15 protein-coding genes are annotated in these 21,648 nt (G+C 44.2%); 3 read left to right on the top strand and 12 right to left on the bottom strand.

Annotation, left to right across the window (positions count from 1 at the left end):
* Positions 1-56 precede the first annotated feature (56 nt).
* From JGK14_RS27675 to JGK14_RS27700, 6 genes are all read right to left on the bottom strand, one after another.
* Positions 57-2,297: a tetratricopeptide repeat protein gene (locus JGK14_RS27675; RefSeq protein ID WP_293219769.1), complete on the bottom strand. Its 2,241-nt coding sequence runs from the start codon at positions 2,295-2,297 to the stop codon at positions 57-59.
* Positions 2,298-2,888: 591 nt separating this feature from the next.
* Positions 2,889-4,889, bottom strand: a complete 2,001-nt coding sequence (locus JGK14_RS27680) for a tetratricopeptide repeat protein (protein ID WP_293327107.1) — start codon at positions 4,887-4,889, stop codon at positions 2,889-2,891.
* Positions 4,890-4,974: 85 nt separating this feature from the next.
* Positions 4,975-10,572, bottom strand: coding sequence for a tetratricopeptide repeat protein (locus JGK14_RS27685; protein ID WP_325315724.1), 5,598 nt, complete (start codon positions 10,570-10,572; stop codon positions 4,975-4,977).
* Positions 10,573-11,544: 972 nt separating this feature from the next.
* The gene (locus tag JGK14_RS27690; RefSeq protein ID WP_293186613.1) at positions 11,545-12,567 is read right to left on the bottom strand and encodes a calcium-binding protein; all 1,023 of its coding nucleotides are present in this window, start codon (positions 12,565-12,567) and stop codon (positions 11,545-11,547) included.
* 308 nt (positions 12,568-12,875) lie between these two features.
* The gene (locus JGK14_RS27695) at positions 12,876-13,658 is read right to left on the bottom strand and encodes an SDR family oxidoreductase (RefSeq protein WP_293271488.1); all 783 of its coding nucleotides are present in this window, start codon (positions 13,656-13,658) and stop codon (positions 12,876-12,878) included.
* 240 nt (positions 13,659-13,898) lie between these two features.
* The gene (locus JGK14_RS27700; protein ID WP_325315725.1) at positions 13,899-14,795 is read right to left on the bottom strand and encodes a nuclear transport factor 2 family protein; all 897 of its coding nucleotides are present in this window, start codon (positions 14,793-14,795) and stop codon (positions 13,899-13,901) included.
* 213 nt (positions 14,796-15,008) lie between these two features.
* Here JGK14_RS27700 and murG point away from each other — a divergent pair, with 213 nt between their 5' ends.
* Positions 15,009-16,073 carry an undecaprenyldiphospho-muramoylpentapeptide beta-N-acetylglucosaminyltransferase gene (murG, locus tag JGK14_RS27705; protein ID WP_325315726.1) on the top strand — a complete coding sequence of 355 codons (1,065 nt, stop codon included), beginning with the start codon at positions 15,009-15,011 and terminating at the stop codon, positions 16,071-16,073.
* A gap of 38 nt (positions 16,074-16,111) precedes the next feature.
* Here the strand turns inward: murG and JGK14_RS27710 are convergent, their stop codons facing one another.
* The 6 genes from JGK14_RS27710 to JGK14_RS27735 all read right to left on the bottom strand — a co-directional run bounded on the left by JGK14_RS27710 (position 16,112) and on the right by JGK14_RS27735 (position 20,211).
* On the bottom strand, positions 16,112-16,411 hold the full coding sequence (locus JGK14_RS27710; protein WP_293198950.1) for a hypothetical protein: 300 nt from the start codon (positions 16,409-16,411) through the stop codon (positions 16,112-16,114).
* Between the two features lie 97 nt (positions 16,412-16,508).
* The gene (locus JGK14_RS27715; protein WP_293186623.1) at positions 16,509-16,958 is read right to left on the bottom strand and encodes a Panacea domain-containing protein; all 450 of its coding nucleotides are present in this window, start codon (positions 16,956-16,958) and stop codon (positions 16,509-16,511) included.
* 149 nt (positions 16,959-17,107) lie between these two features.
* The gene (gene ureG, locus JGK14_RS27720) at positions 17,108-17,704 is read right to left on the bottom strand and encodes an urease accessory protein UreG (RefSeq protein ID WP_293186625.1); all 597 of its coding nucleotides are present in this window, start codon (positions 17,702-17,704) and stop codon (positions 17,108-17,110) included.
* 252 nt (positions 17,705-17,956) lie between these two features.
* Entirely contained in the window at positions 17,957-18,670 is a 714-nt protein-coding gene (locus JGK14_RS27725) for an urease accessory protein UreF (RefSeq protein WP_293186627.1), read from the bottom strand.
* A 355-nt stretch (positions 18,671-19,025) separates the two neighbouring features.
* Positions 19,026-19,463: an urease accessory protein UreE gene (gene ureE / locus JGK14_RS27730; protein WP_293232333.1), complete on the bottom strand. Its 438-nt coding sequence runs from the start codon at positions 19,461-19,463 to the stop codon at positions 19,026-19,028.
* Positions 19,464-19,719: 256 nt separating this feature from the next.
* Entirely contained in the window at positions 19,720-20,211 is a 492-nt protein-coding gene (locus JGK14_RS27735; protein WP_293214484.1) for a DUF4168 domain-containing protein, read from the bottom strand.
* Positions 20,212-20,309: 98 nt separating this feature from the next.
* Here JGK14_RS27735 and JGK14_RS27740 point away from each other — a divergent pair, with 98 nt between their 5' ends.
* The gene (locus tag JGK14_RS27740) at positions 20,310-20,504 is read left to right on the top strand and encodes a hypothetical protein (protein ID WP_293186631.1); all 195 of its coding nucleotides are present in this window, start codon (positions 20,310-20,312) and stop codon (positions 20,502-20,504) included.
* 410 nt (positions 20,505-20,914) lie between these two features.
* Positions 20,915-21,202, top strand: coding sequence for a hypothetical protein (locus tag JGK14_RS27745; RefSeq protein WP_293198946.1), 288 nt, complete (start codon positions 20,915-20,917; stop codon positions 21,200-21,202).
* The last annotated feature ends 446 nt before the right edge of the window (positions 21,203-21,648 follow it).

Here is a 21,648-nt window from a genome sequence, read left to right on the forward strand (position 1 = left end):
ATCGCCTTTGAAGAACAGGGTCTAACATAATACTTACTTGAAACTCCTAAAAATATCTATGAAGCAAGTTGAAGTAGCTCATTGCAGAAAAGATTGTAAATGCTAAAAGCAGCACGTTTTGGTGAATATCTGGCCGCTGTTTCAATAGCATTTAACTTGAGTTGCAATAAGACATTGCGATCGGCTTGAATGAGCTTACCAATTCCCTTGACACAATCCTCAATCGATGTGGTGTCAACGACTACAGAGTTAAAGTCAGCGATCGCAAATTCATCTGTTCCTCCTTTATCGGGGACAACTGGAATGCAGCCAGAAGCCATTGCTTCTATAGCTGTACGGCCAAAAGCCTGGAAATCAGAAAGATCTAGAAATATATCTGAGTTTCGCAGCAGGGCCGCGACTTCGGAGCGACTCAGATGAGGAAAAATCGTAGTATTTTCTGGAATCGGTATCCCAGCAGATTCAATCAGACTCCGGTCAGAGCCAAAGATAGTAAAATGTACTTGATTTGGAAACAAATCTGATAAAATTTTAGCGACAGCTAATGTACGACGGGGAGCGCGTCTGGCCGTGGTGAATCTTACCATCATAGAAATCTCTATACGAGAGTTTTCACTCTTCAGATCGGGGGAGTAAACTTGATGGTCGATGCTGGCTTCTACTTTGTGGACTTTGACAGCATGATTGCGATTAACAATCTCGCACAACCACTGAGTTTTAGCAAACTGGATAGCATGGGGAATCAGTCCATAGGATTGTCGCGCTTCTTCCCATTCTGGAGTATCTATGTAAGAAAATAATGGTTCGTAATCTTGTATGTAGTAAGCTGGCAATATCTGGGGATTTTCTCTAACTAACGCTTCCAGGATTTTTACTGAACTGTAAGTAGTAGCACAGACTACAGAGAAATTTTGAGCTAATTTTTTGAACTCAGTTAAAGTTTGATAAGAAGCTGCAATTTCACCAATTTCGGGAATTTCTTTGTAACCATTTAAAAAGTCAGTAAAGTTAGACTGATTGACGGCTATTTTGATAGGAATCCCAGAGCGATAAAGTGCTAAGGATTCTTGCACTACTGAATGAGCGCCTCCTCCACCGCCTTTGACGGGGAGAATAAACAAAATTTTGGGAACTTCATGATTGACATTGAACTTGACAGCAGGTCGCTCGCAGGAAACTGTTTTGTCTTGTCGATCGGGCTGACCGTTTTGGGCTAAGGCTTGCCTTAATTTGTAATAGGCTGGCGAAAAGTTTGGGTCAATCTCGAAGGCTTGACTATAACAGCTAATTGCTTCTTCCCACTGGTGTCTTTGGCTGAGAAGTTCTCCTAAATTGTAGTAAAATTTGGCCGAAGAATCGGGTTTCAGTTCAATAGCTTTACGGTAACTGGCGATCGCCTCATCTATCTGTCCAAGTTGTTGCAAAGCTTCGCCCAAACGATAGCAAGCAGTGGGGAGGTTGGGTTTGAGTTCGATCGCCTGACGGTAAGAGGCGATCGCTTCAGACCACTGCTTCATTTGACCTAGAGCATTTCCTAGGTTGTGGTAAGCTTTAGAAAACTTCGGTTGCAGCTCTATAGCTTTACGGTAACAAGGGATAGCCTCGGAATGTCTCCCTTGTTGCTGCAAAAGCTCTCCTAAGCTGAATTGCAACTCAGGAATATTTGGGTTAAGTTCGATCGCCTGACGGTAAGAGGCGATCGCTTCAGACCATTGCTTCAGTTGACCCAGAGCATTTCCTAAGTTATGGTAAGCTTTAAAAAACTTCGGTTGCAGCTCAATAGCTTGACGGTAACAGGCGATCGCTTCCTGATATTTCCCTTGTTGCCGCCAAAATTCCCCTAAACTGTGGTGAAAGTCAGGGTTATTTGGGTTGAGTTCAATAGCTTGACGGTAAGCGACAATCGCTTCTTCCATTTCTCCAAGTTGTTGCAAAGCTTCCCCTAAACGGTAGTAAGCTGTGGGGAGGTTGGGTTTGAGTTCGATCGCCTGACGGTAAGAGGCGATCGCTTCAGACCACTGCTTCATTTGGCTCAGGGCATTTCCTAGGTTGTGGTAAGCTTTAGAAAACTTCGGTTGCAGCTCTATAGCTTTACGGTAGCTGGCGATCGCTTCAGAATGTCGCCCCAGCCGTTGCAAAACCTCTCCTAAACTGCGGTGAAACTCAGAGTTATTTGGGTTGGCTTGAATAGCTTGAGCGTAAATAGCGATCGCTTCTTCTAATTTCCCTTCCCGTTCAAGTTTTTGGCCAGTTTGGAAATGATTTTCTGCCTTTTCTAGATCGACTTTTTCTGACATATAAACCCTATTTTCAGTTGATAGTTGACAGTTGATAGTTGACAGTTGACAGTTGACAGTTGTTATGTGTTATTTTTAATATTTCCCAATAATCAGTAACTAATGACTAATCACTGCTGACTAATGACAGGTGCATCTGGTTTTTGAAGAGGGCGAAGCATGACCGCATATAAATTATTAGTTATAACCTCCTATTTTCTGCGGTCATGCTTCGCCCCTACGGATATATTCGCTTGCATTGAGATGCACCCCTAATGACTGCTAACTAATGACTAATATCATTTCCGGCTGCATCGGAATAGAGAGCATCCCGTTTTTGTAGGGGCGAAGCATTCGCGCTAAAAATCTCTCATATAGTCGATAGGATACAGGCGCGAATGCTTCGCCCTTGCGGATATGTTTGCACAATCGGGATGCTCCCTCGGAATAATATATTTGGATGATAAGCTATCGCACATTTAAATTGTATATTCAGGGCGGGCGGGACACCCCACAAGAGTCTGATTTTTTTTGATATCCAATTTAAATGCAGAACAGTTTATCAGTGCGATCTATGCCGCGATCTATGCCGCGAGCGAGACGCTCGCACTCTCATAATACCGATGCTGCCGGATTTGATATGATATGTTCGCGGAGCTTGAGGCGTAAACGATCGAGAGTTTGATTGTTTTTGATTTCCTCAGTCAAAGCTTTGACATTAATATCGGGATGCTTCTGTTTAAACGCTGTAGAACCTTGTTTAGAAAGCTCTTGACGGCGTTCGTGTCCAAAACTTTTAGACTTAGAGTGATAGACATAGGCATTGTCAGCGATCGCTAGTTTAAACCCAGCTTTCTTAGCTCGAATTGAAAAATCATTCTCTTCCCCATACCCGTAGGGAAAACTCTCTTCATCCAGCCACCCAATTGCCTCAAGCACTGCTCTCTTAATCATGTAGCAGAAGCCATTAACAAAATTCACATTAGGAAATGCCTTTTCCGAAACATTTTCTACTAATTCACTAAAAGTCTCCAGTGAAAATCCATCAGGAACGCTGTTAATCATCCAGCCCCCCTTATTGTCAAATATTTCAGGAATCGATTGCCAAGATGCACAATTTGACAGAGGCCCGACTATGCCAATATCTTTTCGTGAATTAGCACAGTCAACTAATTTTTCTATCCAGCCAGGAGTGACAATTGTGTCGCTATTCAACAAAATTATATAGTCACCCGTACTGGCCCGCATACCGATATTAGCTGCTTTGGTATAACCGCGAGCCGTCTCATTTCTCAAAACAATTGCTTGCGAAACATCTTTAACCCACGCCTGAATAAAATCTCTAGTTTCTGGTTGAGAGCCATCATCTACAATGAGCAAGCGATAGTCAACCTTGGTGTGTCGGACAATAGAGGTTAAACACTCTTTCACATCCTCTAAAGCATTATGAACGCAGACAACAATATCAACTTGATATCGTATAGATTTTGAGATCGGCGAGAATTGAACTGGTAACAGCATTTTTGAGGAGTTGACATAATTTGCCCTCTGCTTGCTATAAAAGTCGATCGTCTCGGCTTGCGACTCTATTGCCGCATCCTCAAATCCATCCTTGATATTTATCAAGGCTTTGGATAACTGCAAAGAAAGTTCAAAGTCACCAGGCTTGAACTGTAGCCCCATCTGATAAAATACGATCGCTCCATCTCTATTGTCCTGTCTTGCGAGAGCATTACCCAAACCTAAATAGAGTTTCGGGTCTTTTGGATTAACTTCCAAAGCCTTGTGATAGACTTTGATATTATCTGGATTTTCCTCAATAGCTTGACTGTAACAACTAATAGCTTCTTTGGCTGACAGCGGACTGTGATTTTTCAGCGCATCGGCTAACTTTTCTTGCACGCAAGGCAGATCCAATTTTAAATTAATTGCACACCGATAAGTGGCGATCGCCTCTTCCCACCTCTCCAACTGCACTAAAGCATCCGCCAAGTTATAGTGAGACCAATGGAAGCCTGGATTTAGCCCGATCGCACTTTTATACGCTTGGGCTGCCTCTTCCCACATCTCCTGCTTAATCAGCACATCCCCTAAATTATTGTGCGACCAAGAAAAATCGGGGTTAAAGGCGATCGCCCGACGATACGCAGCAACAGCCTCATCTAATCTTCCTTGTACTTGCAAAACATCCCCCAAATTGTGGTGGACTTCCCACAGAGAAGGCTGAATTTCGATAGCTTTTTGATAAATTATGACAGCTTCATCTAACTCGCTCTTTTTAACAAGAGCATCTCCCAAACTCTGGTAAATTTCCGCTGAATCAGATGTCAAATCTAAGGCTTGACGGTAGGACGAAATAGCCTTATCCCACTCTCCTTTTTTGGCAAAAACTTTTCCTAAACTGTAGTGAGGTTTAGCATGGCTAAAGCTAGCATTGACTATGCTATAGGAATCGCGCACTTTCTTCCTATCTTGTTCGTCACCTTCTAAGTAGATTCTTTTTAAAACCAAAGATTGCGGATTCAACAAATTGTCAATTGGTTGGCGCGCGAGGAATGAATCGGAATTGTTATTAAGAGGAAATTCTATGATATTATTGGTTTCGCTGTTCATATCCTATACCTGCTAAAAATTGATACAGTCAAATCCTTGTGATTTATTATTCTGTTTCCTGAATCAGTATCCGGAAAATAGATAACTAATTATTTGCCAGTTCTATCGCGCGGTTGTAAGCGTGAATCGCTCCATCAATTTCGCCTTTTTCTTGCAAAGCATCACCTAATTTTTGGTGAAGTTCCCAGATATCAGGTTTCAATTCAATGGTTTTTTCATAACACCCGATCGCCTCATCCAACTGACCGCGACTATCTAAAACTTCCCCCAAACTTTGATATGCTTGAGCAAAGTGGGGATTTAATTCGATCGCCGTCCGATAACAGGCGATCGCGTCTTCCCGCCGATCGAGACTAGCCCAAACTTTCCCCAAACTGTAATGAGACCCCTCATAATATGGGTTCAGTTCGATCGCTTGCTGGTAAACTGCGATCGCATCTTCCCACTCACCCCGAACGCTCAAAACTTCCCCTAAATTGTGATAAGCATCCGCATAACTCGGCTGCAACTGAATTGCCCGCCGGTAACAGGAAATTGCCTTCTCCAACTGACCGAACTGTAGCAAAGTATTGCCCAGAGTAAAGTGTTCCTCAGCAGTTGCCCACTTGATATCTAAAGTGAGAGCTTCATACCAGTATTCTGCCCCTACTTGTGGAAAGCCAGACTGCACAAAAACTTGAGCTAAATTCCGGTAAGCCACTACGAGATCTGGTTTAATTTCAATTGCTTTTTTATAACAAACAATTGACTTTTGCCACAGTTTTTGACGAGCGTAGATGCTGCCTAAATTTGCATGAATTTCAGCAAAATTGGGTTCAATTTCCAAGGCTTCAGTGTACCAATACCTAGCAGCATCAACTTTTCCCATTGCTTGAGTAGCATTCCCCGCAATCTTGTAAGCAATTGCCGCCTCGGGTGTGATTTCAATGGCTCGCTTGCACTCAGTTATCGCCTCCTCAAATTTACCTTGGGCGTAATAAGATTCTGCCTGTTTGATGTATGCTTCTGCACTGAGAGAATTGGCAACTGCCACAGGTTTGTCTGAGTCGATCGCCTTTGCAGACAATCTGAGAGTTTCCCCAGACTTTGCAGGATTATTTATCTCTACCGAAGAAACAATGGTATCCCCAGTTTCCGCCGCAGTTTGGCGACTGTTTTGATGGGCGCTTACCCCTGTCGTGGCGGGAACAGAATCCACTGCTTTACTAGATACTGAATAGTTGCCGTTAAGTGCCACCGCTTTTTGCAAGCAGACAGCAGCTTCATCCAACCTACCTTCTTTTGTCAGCGCTTTCGCCAGATTTTGGTAAACACCATTCAAGTTCGGATTTAACTCGATCGCGCGCTGGTAACAGGCGATCGCCTGAGAGATTTTGCCTTGCCGAAACAAAATATTTCCCAGTTTAAAGTGGTGATTGGGCGATACCTTTTCCGGTTCCAGAGAAAACGCTTCGTACCAGCACTCATTCGCCTCTTCCAGCTTGCCATCCTGCGTCCACACCCTAGCCAAATTCCGGTAAGCTGCTGCTAAATTCGGCTGGAGGGCGATCGCCTTTTGGTAACAAGCAATTGCCTGCTGTCGCTGTTGTTTCATGGCATACAAACTGCCGAGATTTACGTGGGCTTGCACGTCGCTAGAATTAATTTTGACAACTGTTTGATAGCACTCGATCGCCCCTACTAAATTCCCCCGCCCTTGCAAAATACTGCCCCACAGTTTGTAAGCAGCCACCGCATCGGGTTGAATCTCAATGGCTTGCTTGCACTCAGCAATAGCCAGATCGAATTGTTTTTGAGCGCAATAGGATTCTGCCCGCTGAATGCAGTTATCAGCCGTATCCTGTTTCCGAAAATCTGTCGCAAAACCGCTGTCAACAACAGTCACCTGGGGCGAAACATCAGCCGAGTTGGGAACAGCGGGTGCAGAATTTGCCGAATTGGCGATCGTATTTAACAGTTCCGGTACAGCAGGAATTGTTTGCTGTTGCTGCAACTGTACGCGAGGCTTTTCAGCAGAACTTGTCGAATCTAGTTGCAAGAAATTAGCTGGAATATTTGCCTGCAAAGTAGATGTTTGGGGATTCTGAGGTAACTCAGCTTTTGGGTTGCCACCCACCACTACTGTATTCAACAAATCCCCAGAAAGATTAGCCTGATTTTCGCTATTTTTTCGATAGTTGGCAATTTCTTCCTGCAACTTTCTTTGAGCTTTGAGAGCATTGCCTAACTGTTGGTAAGCCTGGTTAAAATTGGGGTTTAGCTCGATCGCGTGACAGTAACAGCGTATTGCCTGCGTTACCTGATTCTGCCTCAAAAAGTTATCGCCCAATTGGATGTGTTCTTCAGGCGTGGCTTTGGCAGGTTCCAGAGAATACGCTTTAAACCAGCACCCGTCAGCCTCCGATAGCTGCCCCATTTGCGCCCACACCCGAGCTAAATTGCGGTAAGTTGATGCTAAATTCGGCTGAAGGGCGATCGCCTTTTGGTAAAATGCGATCGCCGATTGCCACTGCTGTTCCTGAGCATAAATCGTCCCCAAATTAGTATAAGCTTCAGCAAAATCAGGATCGAGTTCAATAGCCTTAGCGTAGCAGTTTTTCGCTTCCTCTACCTTGCCTTGAGCTTGCCTAGCATTCCCCCAAATTTTATAAACTCTGGCATCGGGTTTAACTTGGATAACTCGCTGGCAAGCTGTCGCAGCCTGCTCAAATTTCCTGAGAGCATAAAACGATTCTGCACCTTGAATGTAGACTTCAATATCGTCAGGATTGAAACCTAAAATTTCTGGGATGTCATTCTGATGGGTTGGCATATTTGTCATCGGTAGGGATGTTGACTTTTGGTGACAAGCTAAAGCCATTTCCCAATTTTTTTCTGCGCCATACAGAGCGGCAAGGTCAGTATAAACTTCCGCAAAATTGGGCTTAAATTCCAGAGCTTTTGTGTACCAATGCTTTGCCTTAGCTGAATTTCCTTGTGCTTCACTAATTTTGCCCAAAGTCTTGTAAGCTGGCGCAAAATTAGGTTGTTGTTTCAGGGCTTGCTCGCAAGCCGCTATAGCATCAGCTAACTTGCCTTGTTTTAAATAAAACTCTGCCCGCTTTTGGAAATAATCTCCTGATTCTTGGTTCATGATTTTGATGGTTCTTTTAGGGTTTTCTCGCGATATTAAATTTAGTGGTTTTTTTGAGGGAATGACATTGACATTGCCCAGCATTATTTTGAGATCCTTCAAATTCACCAAAATATCTTCAGTTAATGGATTTTGATACATTAACTGTCGGATTGGATAGCACTCAAAGTTCTCTCCTGTTACGTAATAATGTTCGAGATTTAGCTGCTGACCGATCGCCCAATAGTAATGCCTGATATAATTCCCAGAGGTCAGCTCAATTACCTTTGTTCCGGGAGAACAGAAGATAATATTTGTTAAACCGCTGCCGTGCGGCGCGACAATTACTTTGGCACTAGCAAATAAAGCTATTTGCTCGTTCAAAGTCATAGATTCTAGTAGCACTGGAACAAAGCCAAATCCGCTTAAAAAATCGATGACTTGTTCTTCATTGATAACTCGTCGGTAGCTACATTTGTTGCGGCTGATATAAATGCGTTCTGGCTGAGTATTTTTGCTCTCCCCAGCGCAACTTTCTGGGAGTTTAGGAGATTGTTCTCCTGCAAAAACTCGCCTCAAAAACTCCAGCCCCTGGATTGACAGCCAGCCCAAATATCCTGAAAAAGAGGGAACAATTAAATGTTTGGCTTGAATGTAAGGATGGCGATCGCTCTCAATAATCTTATATTCAGGAATTCCCAATGCTTTCAGGGTTTCTCGCTGAAAAGGCTGCTGGCAGCTATTCACCAAAAACCAATCTATCTCCTCCAGATTTACCCCCCAACGGTGCAGAATTTCGATGCGGGGCAAGATATCTACCATCCAGTGAAAATAGACATTTCCCGAAAGTCCGGCCAATACCGCCACCGTACCGTCTATCTTTTCTAAAGGCGGCAATTCTTCCGGTTTTAACTTCAAAAACCTGTGCTGAGTAGAATGTTGATTGTCGCATCCGGGTAACTCGCCCGGATATTCGCGGGAAAGTTCGGGTAACAGCCGATCTTGTTCATCTATAATCGCAATAGCATTGCAAATCATCCAAGAATTTTTCTGCGGTACAATCCAAGCCCGCCCGTTGGGGAGGGAAGTTACAAAGGTTTCCGGCGAATCAAACGCTGTTTTTGCCTGGCCGTCGCAAGAATATACGCCATCACCTAAATGCACGGGTTCAAACTGTTTGAAAATCCGCCTGAGACACCGCTGACAATCTAAACCATGACATTCGGATTTCTGCTGTTGGTTCCAGTTAACAATGGAGGGTAAGGAACTCTCAAATTGGGAGTTTTCAATATCTCCCAAAATGGTAAGTCTGGGGTGTCCGAAGGATTGAGGTGCGACAGGGATTTTTGCAGGGGAATCATCTGGGCGATCGACATTTAGATCTCGATCCCCCCTAGCCCCCCTTCTTAAGGGGGGAACCGGAAGCGCTTTCAAAGTCCCCCTTTTTAAGGGGGATTTAGGGGGATCTAGACTGGGGGAAAGGCGAGTCAGTTGCTGCAACTTCTGCTGTTGTTTCAATACAGCCTGCAACGGCTCGCAAATATCAGATCGATCGCCCGCAATTACCAGCACTAGACGGTAAATTACAATCGCTGCCGAAAATCGTTGCTGCTGACTCAAGCAATCAGCCAGTCGCAAGTAAATATCCGCATTCTGAGGTTGAATTTGTAAAGCTTTTTGGTAATATTGTTCCGCTTGTTCGTGCCCGCCGTACTCAGCCAAGGCATTTCCCAGATGAAAGTAAGTTTCTGCTAAATTGAGGAGCAATGATGACAAATTCAGCGGATTTTGAGCAAGACTAGAAATGGCAGAATTAGAGCCGTTTTTTTCTTGAAGTTGCCTGAGAAATCGGACACAGGCTATTTGAGAGCGATCGAGTTCATTGAGATCTGCTACCTCCGTCAACCGCATCTCTACGTGGTGGCAAAAACCCTCAACAAACTCGCTTTGGAGAGCGATCGCATTTTGAAAACATAGCATTGCCTCAGCTAATTTGCCTTGTGCGATCAGGGAAATAGCCCGATCGCCCCAAGCCGCCACTCGATCGGGATTTTGGCTAATTACCCGATCGAAACATTCTCCGGCAAAAGTATGCAGCCCCAACTGTTGGAAGGCTTTTCCCAAATTGTAACGGGCAATAACTAACTCTGGCTGCAACTCGATCGCGCGGCGGTAAAGGGCGATCGCTTCCTGGGGTTTCCGCACTTCCAACAGCACAATACCTAAATTATGGTACAGAGCAGCATCATCGGGCGCAACAGCTATTCCCGTTTGAAAAACTGCCATTGCTTCATCAAATTTGCCTTCCTGCGCCAGAATGCAGCCCCAATTGCTGTATGCTTTGACAGCCCAGGGTAAAACTGCTCGATCGGAGCTTTTTTTCCAGCAGGATATGGCTTGCTGGTAACTGTCAATTGCTGCTGCTATTTTTCCTTGCTGTTGGAAAGCAGTGCCAGTCTTGTAAAGAGTTCTGACATCTAAATTGGTATTTTGTGCGATCGCTTCGGTGGCGATCGCAGTTAAATTACTGATTTTAAAATGTAAATTGTGGCCGCTAGTCATAACTGACATCACACTGATTAGGACTTACCAGAAAGAATTGGTTTAAAGCCGGAACCCCGATCGGGAGAAATTCAAATCAGACTATTCATTACTCCAATCCTCGGACTGACCGGAAGAGGCCGCTGTCAACTGTCAACTGTCAACTGTCAACTGTCAACTGAATGAAGCACGGATCGTCTTACTATGTTCTATTTGGGATTTTCGATGGGGGAGCGTTGATTGATATCGGTTTGGATACTCCCTAACCTACAGTTGTATGATTTTGAGACAATGGTATCTGAAACCAGGTATTTTCACTCAACTACTTCGTTGCCTACCTCGAATCAGTAAAGTATTCAGTTTTTTGGGCAGCAGTACGTAAGTTGTGACAGATCTGAGTAACAGTAACAAGGCTTGTTGTTAATCAGAATTTACGCTCTATTTTTCAGGCGATACACCGTACCTTCTCTATATATAATCCACATCAAAAAGATTGGCAAGAGTTAGTGCTATATATAATGAATTTTCTTGTTTGTTATCAGTTTAAAAAAAAATCATAGCAAAAAATAAATACTTGCTTTCCCACAGGAGCGTCAGAGTTGAATCAAAAAAAATAGACTCTTGTTCTCCCACTAGATTTATATCTTCAAGTATTTTAAAATTCAATAAAATTCAAAGTTATTGTAGGGTGCGTCAGGGCGATTATTTTTGATAACAGACGAAGAATATTCTACCTGACGCACCCTACGGCTACGGCTCAAGTCTAATAAAATCTAAACTCTCAAATCTAATTAATTATCAGAAAGAAGTATTGACCAATCAATCCCTCAATCTCAAATCTCAAATCTATAGCGGTTCTAAAAAAAGTGAGGTATCTTAATGCCCAATGCCCAATGCCCAATGCCCAATGCCCAATGCCCAATGCCCTATCCGCATGAGTATCTAATCTTTTTGATAAAAGTTATATGTCAATGGTAGATATACCCTACATAGGGTTGAAATTTAGATAATTTCAAAGTTGTTTGACCCAAGATTCAGGTTAGAACCGACTTGGGCAACAATCGAAACTTGTCCGTTTTGATTGCGGTAGTACAGCAAACCGTCAGCCGGGTTGTAGACGACATTAGCCGCGCCCGGAGTCCCAGGAGTGTTGGGATTGAAATTGGGGTCTGTAATAAATTGGTTGCCAACTAGATTGCCCGGTATCAAAGCATTAAATACAGCTCCATCGAGTTGAATTTTATCTTCTGTAGGATTGAAATCTGTCAGCGTATCCATATTATCGGCACCGACAAACTCGAAGCGGAATGTATCTGCTCCTGCACCACCTGTGAGGGTATCATTTCCTCTGTTGCCAGAAATAATATCGTTGCCGGCACCGCCTTCTACGATGTCATTGCCTTTGCCGCCAAACAAAATATCGTTTCCTTCGCCGCCCCTAACGGTGTCATTTCCTAAATTGCCATTTACAAAGTCATCTCCAGGGCCTCCCTCAACCACATCATCGCCTTTACCGCCGAACAAAGTATCATTTCCTTCACCACCGATAAGGTAGTCATTGCCCTCACCGCCGAAAAGGTTGTCGTTCCCGTCACCGCCGAAAATGTTGTCGTTGCCGAGGTCGCCAAACAGGAAGTCATCGCCACTGCCACCGTCTATCAAATCATCACCTTTACCTCCAAAAACAGTATCATTGCCTTCTCCACTGCGGATGGTATCGGCTCCTTGATTGCCAAAAAGAACGTCTTCGCCAGCACCGCCCTCGATTAAATCATCGCCTTTACCGGCGAAGACAGTATCATTGCCGTCGCCACCTCTTACGGTGTCATTGCCGTCTAGAGCAAATATGATGTCATTGCCACCTAGAGCTGCTACTTCATCGTTACCAGAACCTAGAATGATTTGATCCGAACCGCTACTACCGTTAATCCTGTTTGGTATATCGGGCGAGCCTTGAATAATTAAACCGCCAATAGCGTTTGGTTGAACGCTTAGGGGTTGAGTTGGATTTGTTATTTGGGACATTGCCAGTCATCTCGCATAGGGGGGATATCTATCGGGAGTCTTCATATCTCTTGTGAATTTTACTGGCTAAAATTCTAATTTCCGGAATAGTTTTATCTGCAATTAATCAAAAAAAAATCAATGATTTTTTTGATTTTTTTGTATGTAAAATTACTGATAAATAAGCGGGAACCATTTAAATCTTCATACGTCTTCTATTAATTTATATTAAAAAATCTAGATAGTTTGGGGATTCCTATCTATGTGAAAATACTGATGGATGCGGAAAATATTTAACTATTCATACGTCTTTTATTCAGACCTCAAAACTATTTTCTGTGAACGAGAGTTGCACTAGCTTGGTCTGTCGGAACTAGCAAGACTTCGCTAATATTGACGTGGGGCGATCGCGTCGCGCAGAAATACACGACATCCGCTACATCCTCAGCAGTCAGCGGTGTCAGTCCTTGATAGACATTTTTTGCCTTGTCTGAATCGCCGTGAAAGCGGACACTGCTAAATTCTGTTTCCACCAAACCAGGTTCTATTTCCGTCACCCGCACTGGTGTTCCCAAAAGGTCTTGTTTCAATCCTTCAGAAATAGCTCTCACCGCTGCTTTGGAAGCGCAATAAACATTACCTTTCGGGTAAGCTTGACGGCCTGCTATTGAGCCGATATTGACTACGTGGCCGCGGCCTCGGCTAACCATTCCCGGCACGATGTAGCGAGTCATGTACAGCAAGCCTTTCACATTGGTATCAATCATTTCTTCCCAATCTTGAAAGTTGCCTTCGTGCAGTTTGTCTAAACCGCGGCTCAATCCCGCATTGTTAATCAGAATATCGATGTTTTTCCAGGCGTCGGGCAGTGCAGCGATCGCCGATTCGACTTGCGGGCGATCGCGCACGTCCAATTCTAGCAAGTAAATCTCGTTCGCTGAGGAGACTAATTTTGTGTCTGCAAGTTCTTTGGCAAGGCGATCGAGCTTTTCCCGGCGGCGGGCTGCTAAAATTAGTTTGGCTCCACCTGTGGCGAATATCTTGCCACAGGCTGCTCCGATACCGCTACTGGCACCGGTAATGAAAACAATTTGATTTTGGATAGAAATCATTTTTTGTCAGTTGACAGTTGACAGTTGACAGTTGACAGTTGACTGTTAGCAGTTGTCAGTTGATAGTTGACAGTTGTCAGTTGTCAGTTGACAGTTGACAGTTGTCAGTTGTCAGTTGATAGTTGACTGTTAGCAGTTGTTATTGGTTATTTGCGATCGATAAGCTTCCAGGTTCTGATTCCAATGCCCGATGCCCGATGCCCGATGCCCGATGCCCAATTCCCCATAACACCTATTTTATTATTTAACAACCCGCAATCGCACGCTAACCATTGCAATTCCGCCTTGTCGCATCAAAACTGCTGAAATCCAGCGATTTTCAGGAGTAGCCGGAGCTTTACCTACTTTAAAAATCCCGCCGGAATTCAGCAAATCCAGATCGACTTCTGCGGACTTGAAAAAAGTTTTTTCGTTAACGGGCTCCTCCAAAATAGTTCCGATTAAAATGTCATTGCCGATCGGCTCTAGTACAATGGCATCAAAATTGTACTCTTCGCCCACCTTCACTTGCTCTGGCACATTCACTTGAATTTTGGGAGGATTTTTACCAGAAGTAATCTGATTTTGTTCTGCTAAAATTTCTTGCTTAACTATTTTTTCACCCTCAAAGCGCTGCTGAGAACGGATGGTAGCTTTGAGGTTTAATTCTCTGCCATCCTGTTTCTGGGTGCCTGCAATTGTAGTTACGGTATCAGCGATAATTGCGTTACCTTCGGTTTTCCAAGACTTCAGTTCGGTGCGATAATTCAAATTCGGATATCGCTGCCAGAGTTGGGTGAGGGCTTTTTCCATGCTTTGGCTGTTTAAGCCGTCAGAATGAGTGAAATTCTGGCTGTAAAATGCCATGACTGCTTTGACATCGCGCCGGTTGGCGGCTGCGTCTATTTCTGTTAGCAGTTTGGTGAGTGGGGCTGGAGCATTGGCAGGGGTTTGGGCGATCGCCTGGGGAGTTGCCGCGATCGCGCTTACCGCACTCGGGTGCAATACGCCAGCACCTACAACTGCTAAACATAACAACATTTGAGCGATCGACTGGCCGCCGAAGCAGCCAAACACGATCGCGCGATCGGCTTTTTCGTCCCGACGGCTGGCAAAATACTGAGATACACTTGGCACTAAATTCAAAAAATTACGCATTAGATGATACTTTGGTTATTTGTCAGGGGTCGCGGCGCGGGCAACGGTTCGCCTGCAACGAAAAACTGACAACGGAAGGAGAGATACGGCACAATCTCATTTTAGATTGCTGATTGAAAATTAGCTGAAACTGCCGGAATAATAAGCATAATAATCTAAAACCTCTAATCTAAAATCGATCGACCTGTGGAACTTGTAAAAGAAACAAATACCTTGACAAAAACCCCCCTGCGGTTGTTGGTTGCAGCTAGCGGCACGGGAGGACATCTATTTCCGGCGATCGCCACAGCTCGTCAGTTGAGCGACTGTCAGATCGAATGGCTGGGAGTGCCAGACCGCATGGAGACGCAATTAGTTCCCTCCCTTTACCCCCTCCATACGATCGCCGTTGAAGGCTTTCAGCAGCGATTTGGACTCGGTACACTGCGAATTTTGGGCGGACTCCTCGGCTCGATCATTCAGGTACGGAAGTTGCTCAAAGCGGGAAATTTTCAGGGAGTATTTACTACCGGCGGTTACATCGCAGCACCGGCTATTTTGGCGGCTCGCTCTTTGGGTTTGCCGGTGATTCTCCACGAATCTAATGCAATTCCTGGGAAGGTGACGCGGTGGTTTAGTCCTTTTTGCACTGCTGTGGCGATCGGATTTGAAGCAGCGGCAAAGCATTTACCCCGCGCGAAAACGGTGGTTGCGGGTACGCCAGTGCGATCGCAATTCCTAACTCGCGAACCTCTAAAGTTACCAATTCCTGACAGCGTACCTGTAATTTTAGTAATGGGTGGCTCCCAAGGTGCCGTCGCCGTCAATAAATTAGTGCGCGAATGTGCTCCGGCTTGGTTTGAGGCGGGTGCGTGGGTAGTTCACCTCACCGGAAATAATGACCCGGATGCTGAAAGCTTGAAGCACGAACAGTATCTGTCGATGCCATTTTATGATAATGTAGCGGGTTTGTTACAGCGAGCAAATTTAGCAATTAGTCGATCGGGCGCCAGTGCTCTAACAGAATTAGCAGTTACAGGAATGCCTTCTATTTTAATTCCTTTCCCCCACGCCGCAGACGATCACCAAAGATTTAACGCCGAAGTATTTGCCGCAGCAGGCGCCGCCGTGGTATTCCGTCAAAGCGAACTGACAGCAGAGGTATTGCAAAGCAAAGTCTTATATTTGTTAAAAGATTCCGAATATTTGGCAAAAATGTCTCAAGGTGCTCTTCAATTAGCGGTGACAGACAGTACGGAACGTTTGGCAAATTTAGTCAGAGAATTGTTGGTGCGGTAGCGAAAATAGGACACCGCCACTAATTTAACGAGTTCTTTTTAATGAGGGTAAAGCGTAAAATCCCTGTCTAACCAAATAACATAAAACACAGCCCCATCCCGATAACCAACCATCGGAGCCATCCCACAAAACCGAAAAGCAATAAAATTTACATCCTCCTTAAGATGGCTGGGAATAGGTGCTCTAATGGAACTTCGGGCTATCTTCTCGTAGCCCAATCCGTGACGGGGACAAGCATTAATCTCACTCCAGGTAAGCTGATTTAATTTGTAGAGCGTATCTGCAAAAGCAGCCTTTTCATCTTTTGTGCATTGAGAAAGAGAGTAATCTTTATTCATGTATCGCAAAGAAAATAGAGGTGACTCCTGCTCTGGCGGTAAATTAACAATTTCTCTAGATGAAATCCTTTTCCCTTTTTCTTGGCGTTGATTTGCCTTAAGATGCTTCTTCACAATTGAGTTGAGTCTTGAAGTATTTTTTCAGGGATTGATGAGTAATTTTTCCGCTATTTTGAGCAGCAAGTTTCCAGGGATATTCTTCGTGTGTCATGTTGCTTAACTTCCATGCAGCAAACTGCCCAAACACAGAGTAAACTTCATCAAGCAGGCTCTTAGTTTCTTCGTCGTAAATCGAAAAGTTTATATATTCTGGACATGGAATTGCACCAGTACCATACTTTTTATAGTGACGGTACAAATCAGGAACAACGGGCCCGTGAGTCCATGCTTCTATGGCTTCAGGAAATAGCGGTTCATCGTACAAAGCTAAATGAAAGCCTTGAGCATAGTAAACCAATTTCTGAAGCTTGAGATTAGATATCAGATCGCCAGCATCTTCACTTGCCTGAGCCAAAAAGTATTTGGCTGCATCATAACAACTCAGCATAACTTACTTGCTAGTCATTAAAGGGCTAAACTAGAACGAGATTTTTTTGACACTCCCGCGACTCAACCAGACTATATTTGTCTGGAGACGTTTTCACGGGGAATTGCGAGCCGTGGGAGTTTACTTACATTATACTATATTTTCTCAATCTATGCCATATTCAATTTAACAAAATTAACTACCGATTCTAAGCCTTCTTTTGTCTTCAGGTTAGTAAACACAAAAGGCTTCTCCCCGCGCATCTTTTTAGCATCCCGTTCCATCACGCCCAAATCTGCTCCCACAAAAGGCGCGAGATCTGTTTTATTAATTACCAATAAATCCGACTTAGTAATTCCCGGCCCGCCCTTGCGCGGAATTTTATCCCCCGCAGCCACATCAATCACGTAAATTGTCAAATCCACCAACTCCGGGCTAAAAGTTGCCGCCAAATTGTCGCCGCCGCTTTCGACAAACACTAAATCTAAATTAGTAAATTTGTATTCTAACTCTTCTATAGCTACCAAATTGATCGAAGCATCTTCGCGGATAGCAGTGTGGGGACAGCCTCCAGTTTCTACTCCCAAAATGCGATCGCTCTCCAAAGCTTGACTCCGAACCAAAAACTGTGCATCCTCCTGAGTATAGATATCATTAGTCACCACAGCAATCTGGTACTGTTGGCGCAGCGTCTTACACAAAGCATCCAGTAAAGCAGTTTTTCCCGAACCAACCGGGCCAGCAATTCCTACACGAAAAGCACTCATAGCAATTTTAGATTTTAGATTTTAGCAATCTTGGACGGCTTTTTAGGTACGTTGTTGCGCTTAAGCGCTCTTTCATCAGATATAAGAGAAGAGCGCTTAAGCGCAACTACGTACCTTGGATGAAAGCACTCTTTCATCAGATATAAGAGAAGAGCGCTGAAGCGCAACTACGTACCTTGGATGAAAGCGCTCTTTCATCAGATATAAGAGAAGAGCGCTGAAGCGCAACTACATACCTTGTAATTTGAAATTTCAACTGCGAAACAAGCGAGTGTACTGAGTTTCATGCGCCATGCTAGCCAGTCCCAATCCCCAACTGCAACTACCGAGGTCATCATCTTCTAATTGTAAAACTTCTTGCGCCGTTAAACTAATTTGACACTGCAAATCTAATAGTAACTGTTGGCCCGCAGTTTGACCGAGAGGAATCAGTTTCACGCCCGCACTCGCCAAATTTGCAGCCCAACTGTACAAATATCCTACCACGGCCGCTTCCTCTTCAATCTGCCAGCAAGCCGCCGCAATCCCAAAGCCGATCGCAAAATTGCACTGATTGCCGCCAACTTCCACCAAATCTTTTACAATAGTTGTCAATCCAGAAGGTACGGGCGATTCCCTGCGGGATAGCTTCGCTTCACGCAAATCCAGCAACAACCGCGTCAAAGTCCGCCCCATCTGCCAACTTTGCAAGCGCAACTCTTCAGTTTCCTTAGCAGCAGTCGCCCAAGCATTCCAATAACTCAAAGCCCTCAAATCCCCAATCTTCGCCGCCCTCAAAGCCCGTACCGCCACAGCCGCTTCTACTCGCACCGCCCCAAATTCCAGCGAATTTTCCAACCAATTCCTCAAACTGCTCTCGCTGTCGATCGCACCAGCTTCTACCAGACTCTCGATTCCCTCAGAATAACTATAAGCTCCCACAGGTGCAAAAGCTAACTGCAACAAACATAAAAGTTGATTGTTCACTGTTATTTGTTATTTGTTATTTGTTATTTGTTATTTGTTATTTGTTATTTGTTATTTGTTATTTGTTATTTGTTATTTGTTATTTGTTATTTGTTATTTGTTCACTGTTATTTGTTATTTGTTCACTGTTATTTGTTATTTGTTATTTGTTCACTGTTATTTGTTATTTGTTCACTGTTATTTGTTATTTGTTCACTGTTATTTGTTATTTGTTCACTGTTATTTGTTATTTATTTGTTCACTGTTATTTGTTATTTGTTATTTGTTATTTGTTGCTTGAAATGCCCCATGCCCCATGCCCCATGCCCCATGCCCCATTCCCCATTCCCCATTCCCCATTCCCCATTCCCCATTCCTAATGACTGTGGCCGTAAGCGCCGATTTCCGGCTGAAACGGCACAATTTCCTCTATTACTTCCAAACCCATTTTTTCCAGCATTCCCTGCAAAACAGAATCACGAGAAAGCCTTAAATAATTATCAGCAACTTCTAAAGCTACGTGGCGGTTTCCCAAATGATAAGCCGCCCGCATCAGCAGCAGCCCTGTCGAGGCCCTTGTGGTAAGTACCGGTTCGGGTTTTGCACTTACCAGTACCAAACAGCTACCGTCTTCGGACTGCAATAAATCTCGATCGCGCAACACCGTACCTCTAGGCAAAGCCAAGTGTAGCACTTCTCCAGCCTCCGTCTCGAATCGGTGGCGGCTGCGAGTGCGATCGTCCGCTGTCATCGGCAAACTAAAGCTGACAACAGCATCGGGATTTGCAGGTAAACGTTTTGTGAAAGTTAGCATTTCTCTATTCTATTCCTCAAAGGAATTGACTTCACATCTAGTTTTTGAGGAATATCTTTTTTATTTCCAATTGCGATCGCAAGTAGTCGCCCAAAATATCTCTTTCTAAACCGCTCCCATTCTTGCATACCAAATATTGGTTATTTTGTCAAGCACTTCTTTACAGACGATCGCCATTTTCTCAAAAATGATTGCATACCGTGCAGTAACTCAAACTATAGAACGGGAGAGGAAGAAAGACTAAAACCATCTATATTTATTGATTTCCCGCTTGTTGCAACCGCAGCAATTCGGCTTGAATTCGTTGTTTGACAGCCGGATCGCGTTGCTGGAGCAAAGTGAGCTGATTGAAGCGACTAACTGTCAAACCATTGCTTTCGACAACTTTTTTAGCTTGTTGGCAGTAATTTACCGCAATGCCACGAACATTTCCCGACAGCCTGTTCACTTCCTGAGTTTCGTTGCAGACTATTCTGGGAACCGAGCCACCAGCCATTCCTTTAATTTCCTTCATAGCTTCCTCCCGTCTGGGTTCGATTCCCAAGACAGAGCGAGCGTAGCTAGTAATTTCGGCGTTGCTAATTTCTTGAGCTTGGGCCGCCGCTCCGAAAACAAGGCTTGGAGATTTTGCGTACAAGTCAGGGGCCCATCCGCTAGCCAAAGCTGCTGCGGAAATGATGCCTGCGAACAGCGATTGCCGCAGCATCCGGTTTAGGCGAAATTTAGAGGTGTTGAGTGAGGTGTTCATGGTCGTCGGTTATTGCTTGCGTGGAGATAAAAATGACACAGCGCACTGAGGCTCAATCTATGAGAATAATGTGGTGGCCAAAAAGTTCCTGTCCTTGAGTGACAATTTTTAATTCCAGCACTCTAGATTTGTTGGTTGCTAGGGCGATTCACGATCGGGATAGCTACGCTTCACGACTTTTTAGCAATTTCCATCCTTTGACCGATTGTAACATCTTTAATAAGTTAACCGATCGCCAAATTCACAGGGTATTTTTCATTACAGAGCGTTCCCCAATTGCCTCTACCAAATAATACTCACCGCTCAAATCTTAAATAATTCTAAAAGTCCTTGACAAACTCCTCACATTAATCAGTCAAATTCAGGTGCGATCGGCTTTCATTCAGTTGACAGTTGACAGTTGACCTGTGACAGCGACCTCTACCTCGAAGGAAGAGGATTGGAGTAATGAATAGTCTGATTTTAATTCCTCCCTACAAGGGTTCCGGCTTTAAACCAATTCTTTCTGGTAAGTCAGACAATTTGAGATTTGAGATTTGAGATTTGAGATTCGGGAATGACTGATCGGGGTTTGGCTCACTGGCCTACAATTGCATTCTTTTGAGGGTGTTAAATTTAGGATCGATCGCACTCATCAATTCTTTCAAGCATAGGACTAACGCCAAGGGACTAAAGAAACCAGTTTTTTCGCTATCTTAAGGATTTGAACCAAATATTTGGGCTGAAAACCCGGTTTCTGGCAAGGGCGAATGCGATCGCCAACTCAATGATTTATGTAATGTTAAGCAGAGGCGGATTTGTCGATCGAGAAAATCCCCTCTTGGGAGAGGCGCACTCAGTGAACCGGAACCCGAACCAACGTCGATTTTACCGAAAAGCGAGCGGAAAGCCCCCGACTTTAGGCGTGGGGATGAACGCGGTGGTGACTTTAGCCACCTTGAAGAAGTTGGTCGCTAAAAAGTTTTATCTAAAATATTTTATGATAAAGTAGAATCATGATAATTCGAGAAGCCAAGCTACTGAAAGGCACCAAGAAGTATGTCAATCTACAGATTAATCTGGGAGCTTAAACAGGAGCGTTGACCGAAAAGCCGGTCGTTAGGTCTAAAATTTTGGGTTCGATCCTCAGAAGTGTCGTTCGCAACTATCCGTTTTTGCGCGGACTAAATCATCCCGAATTTCAAATCTCAAACTTGTTCTGAGCGAAGCCGAAGAATCTCAAGTCTAAAATAGTATTAGCCCCCAGAGCAGCAGTGGAGTTGTGCTTGCCTATCTGGGGGCCATACCGATGTGCGCGGTGCTACTATTTACTGCTACACAAAACTTAGCTAAACTTTTTCAAGTCTCACTATTCAATCAAGATTGCTCTTGAAGGGTCTGCTTCCTGCTTCACCCAAGGGAGTCGGCTCGCAACTTGTCCACAGGCGTAAATTCGGA

Origin of the sequence: Microcoleus sp. PH2017_28_MFU_U_A (assembly GCF_020738035.1) — a bacterium.
Lineage (GTDB): Bacteria > Cyanobacteriota > Cyanobacteriia > Cyanobacteriales > Microcoleaceae > Microcoleus.

Excerpts from the sequence above, each read along its gene's own strand:
- ureG (WP_293186625.1), bottom strand. The coding sequence starts at position 17,704 with ATGAGTGCTTTTCGTGTAGGAATTGCTGGCCCGGTTGGTTCGGGAAAA.
- JGK14_RS27690 (WP_293186613.1), bottom strand. The coding sequence starts at position 12,567 with ATGTCCCAAATAACAAATCCAACTCAACCCCTAAGCGTTCAACCAAAC.
- JGK14_RS27710 (WP_293198950.1), bottom strand. The coding sequence starts at position 16,411 with ATGAATAAAGATTACTCTCTTTCTCAATGCACAAAAGATGAAAAGGCT.
- JGK14_RS27695 (WP_293271488.1), bottom strand. The coding sequence starts at position 13,658 with ATGATTTCTATCCAAAATCAAATTGTTTTCATTACCGGTGCCAGTAGC.
- JGK14_RS27685 (WP_325315724.1), bottom strand. The coding sequence starts at position 10,572 with ATGTCAGTTATGACTAGCGGCCACAATTTACATTTTAAAATCAGTAAT.
- JGK14_RS27680 (WP_293327107.1), bottom strand. The coding sequence starts at position 4,889 with ATGAACAGCGAAACCAATAATATCATAGAATTTCCTCTTAATAACAAT.
- JGK14_RS27715 (WP_293186623.1), bottom strand. The coding sequence starts at position 16,958 with ATGCTGAGTTGTTATGATGCAGCCAAATACTTTTTGGCTCAGGCAAGT.
- JGK14_RS27735 (WP_293214484.1), bottom strand. The coding sequence starts at position 20,211 with ATGAACACCTCACTCAACACCTCTAAATTTCGCCTAAACCGGATGCTG.
- ureE (WP_293232333.1), bottom strand. The coding sequence starts at position 19,463 with ATGCTAACTTTCACAAAACGTTTACCTGCAAATCCCGATGCTGTTGTC.
- JGK14_RS27700 (WP_325315725.1), bottom strand. The coding sequence starts at position 14,795 with ATGCGTAATTTTTTGAATTTAGTGCCAAGTGTATCTCAGTATTTTGCC.
- JGK14_RS27675 (WP_293219769.1), bottom strand. The coding sequence starts at position 2,297 with ATGTCAGAAAAAGTCGATCTAGAAAAGGCAGAAAATCATTTCCAAACT.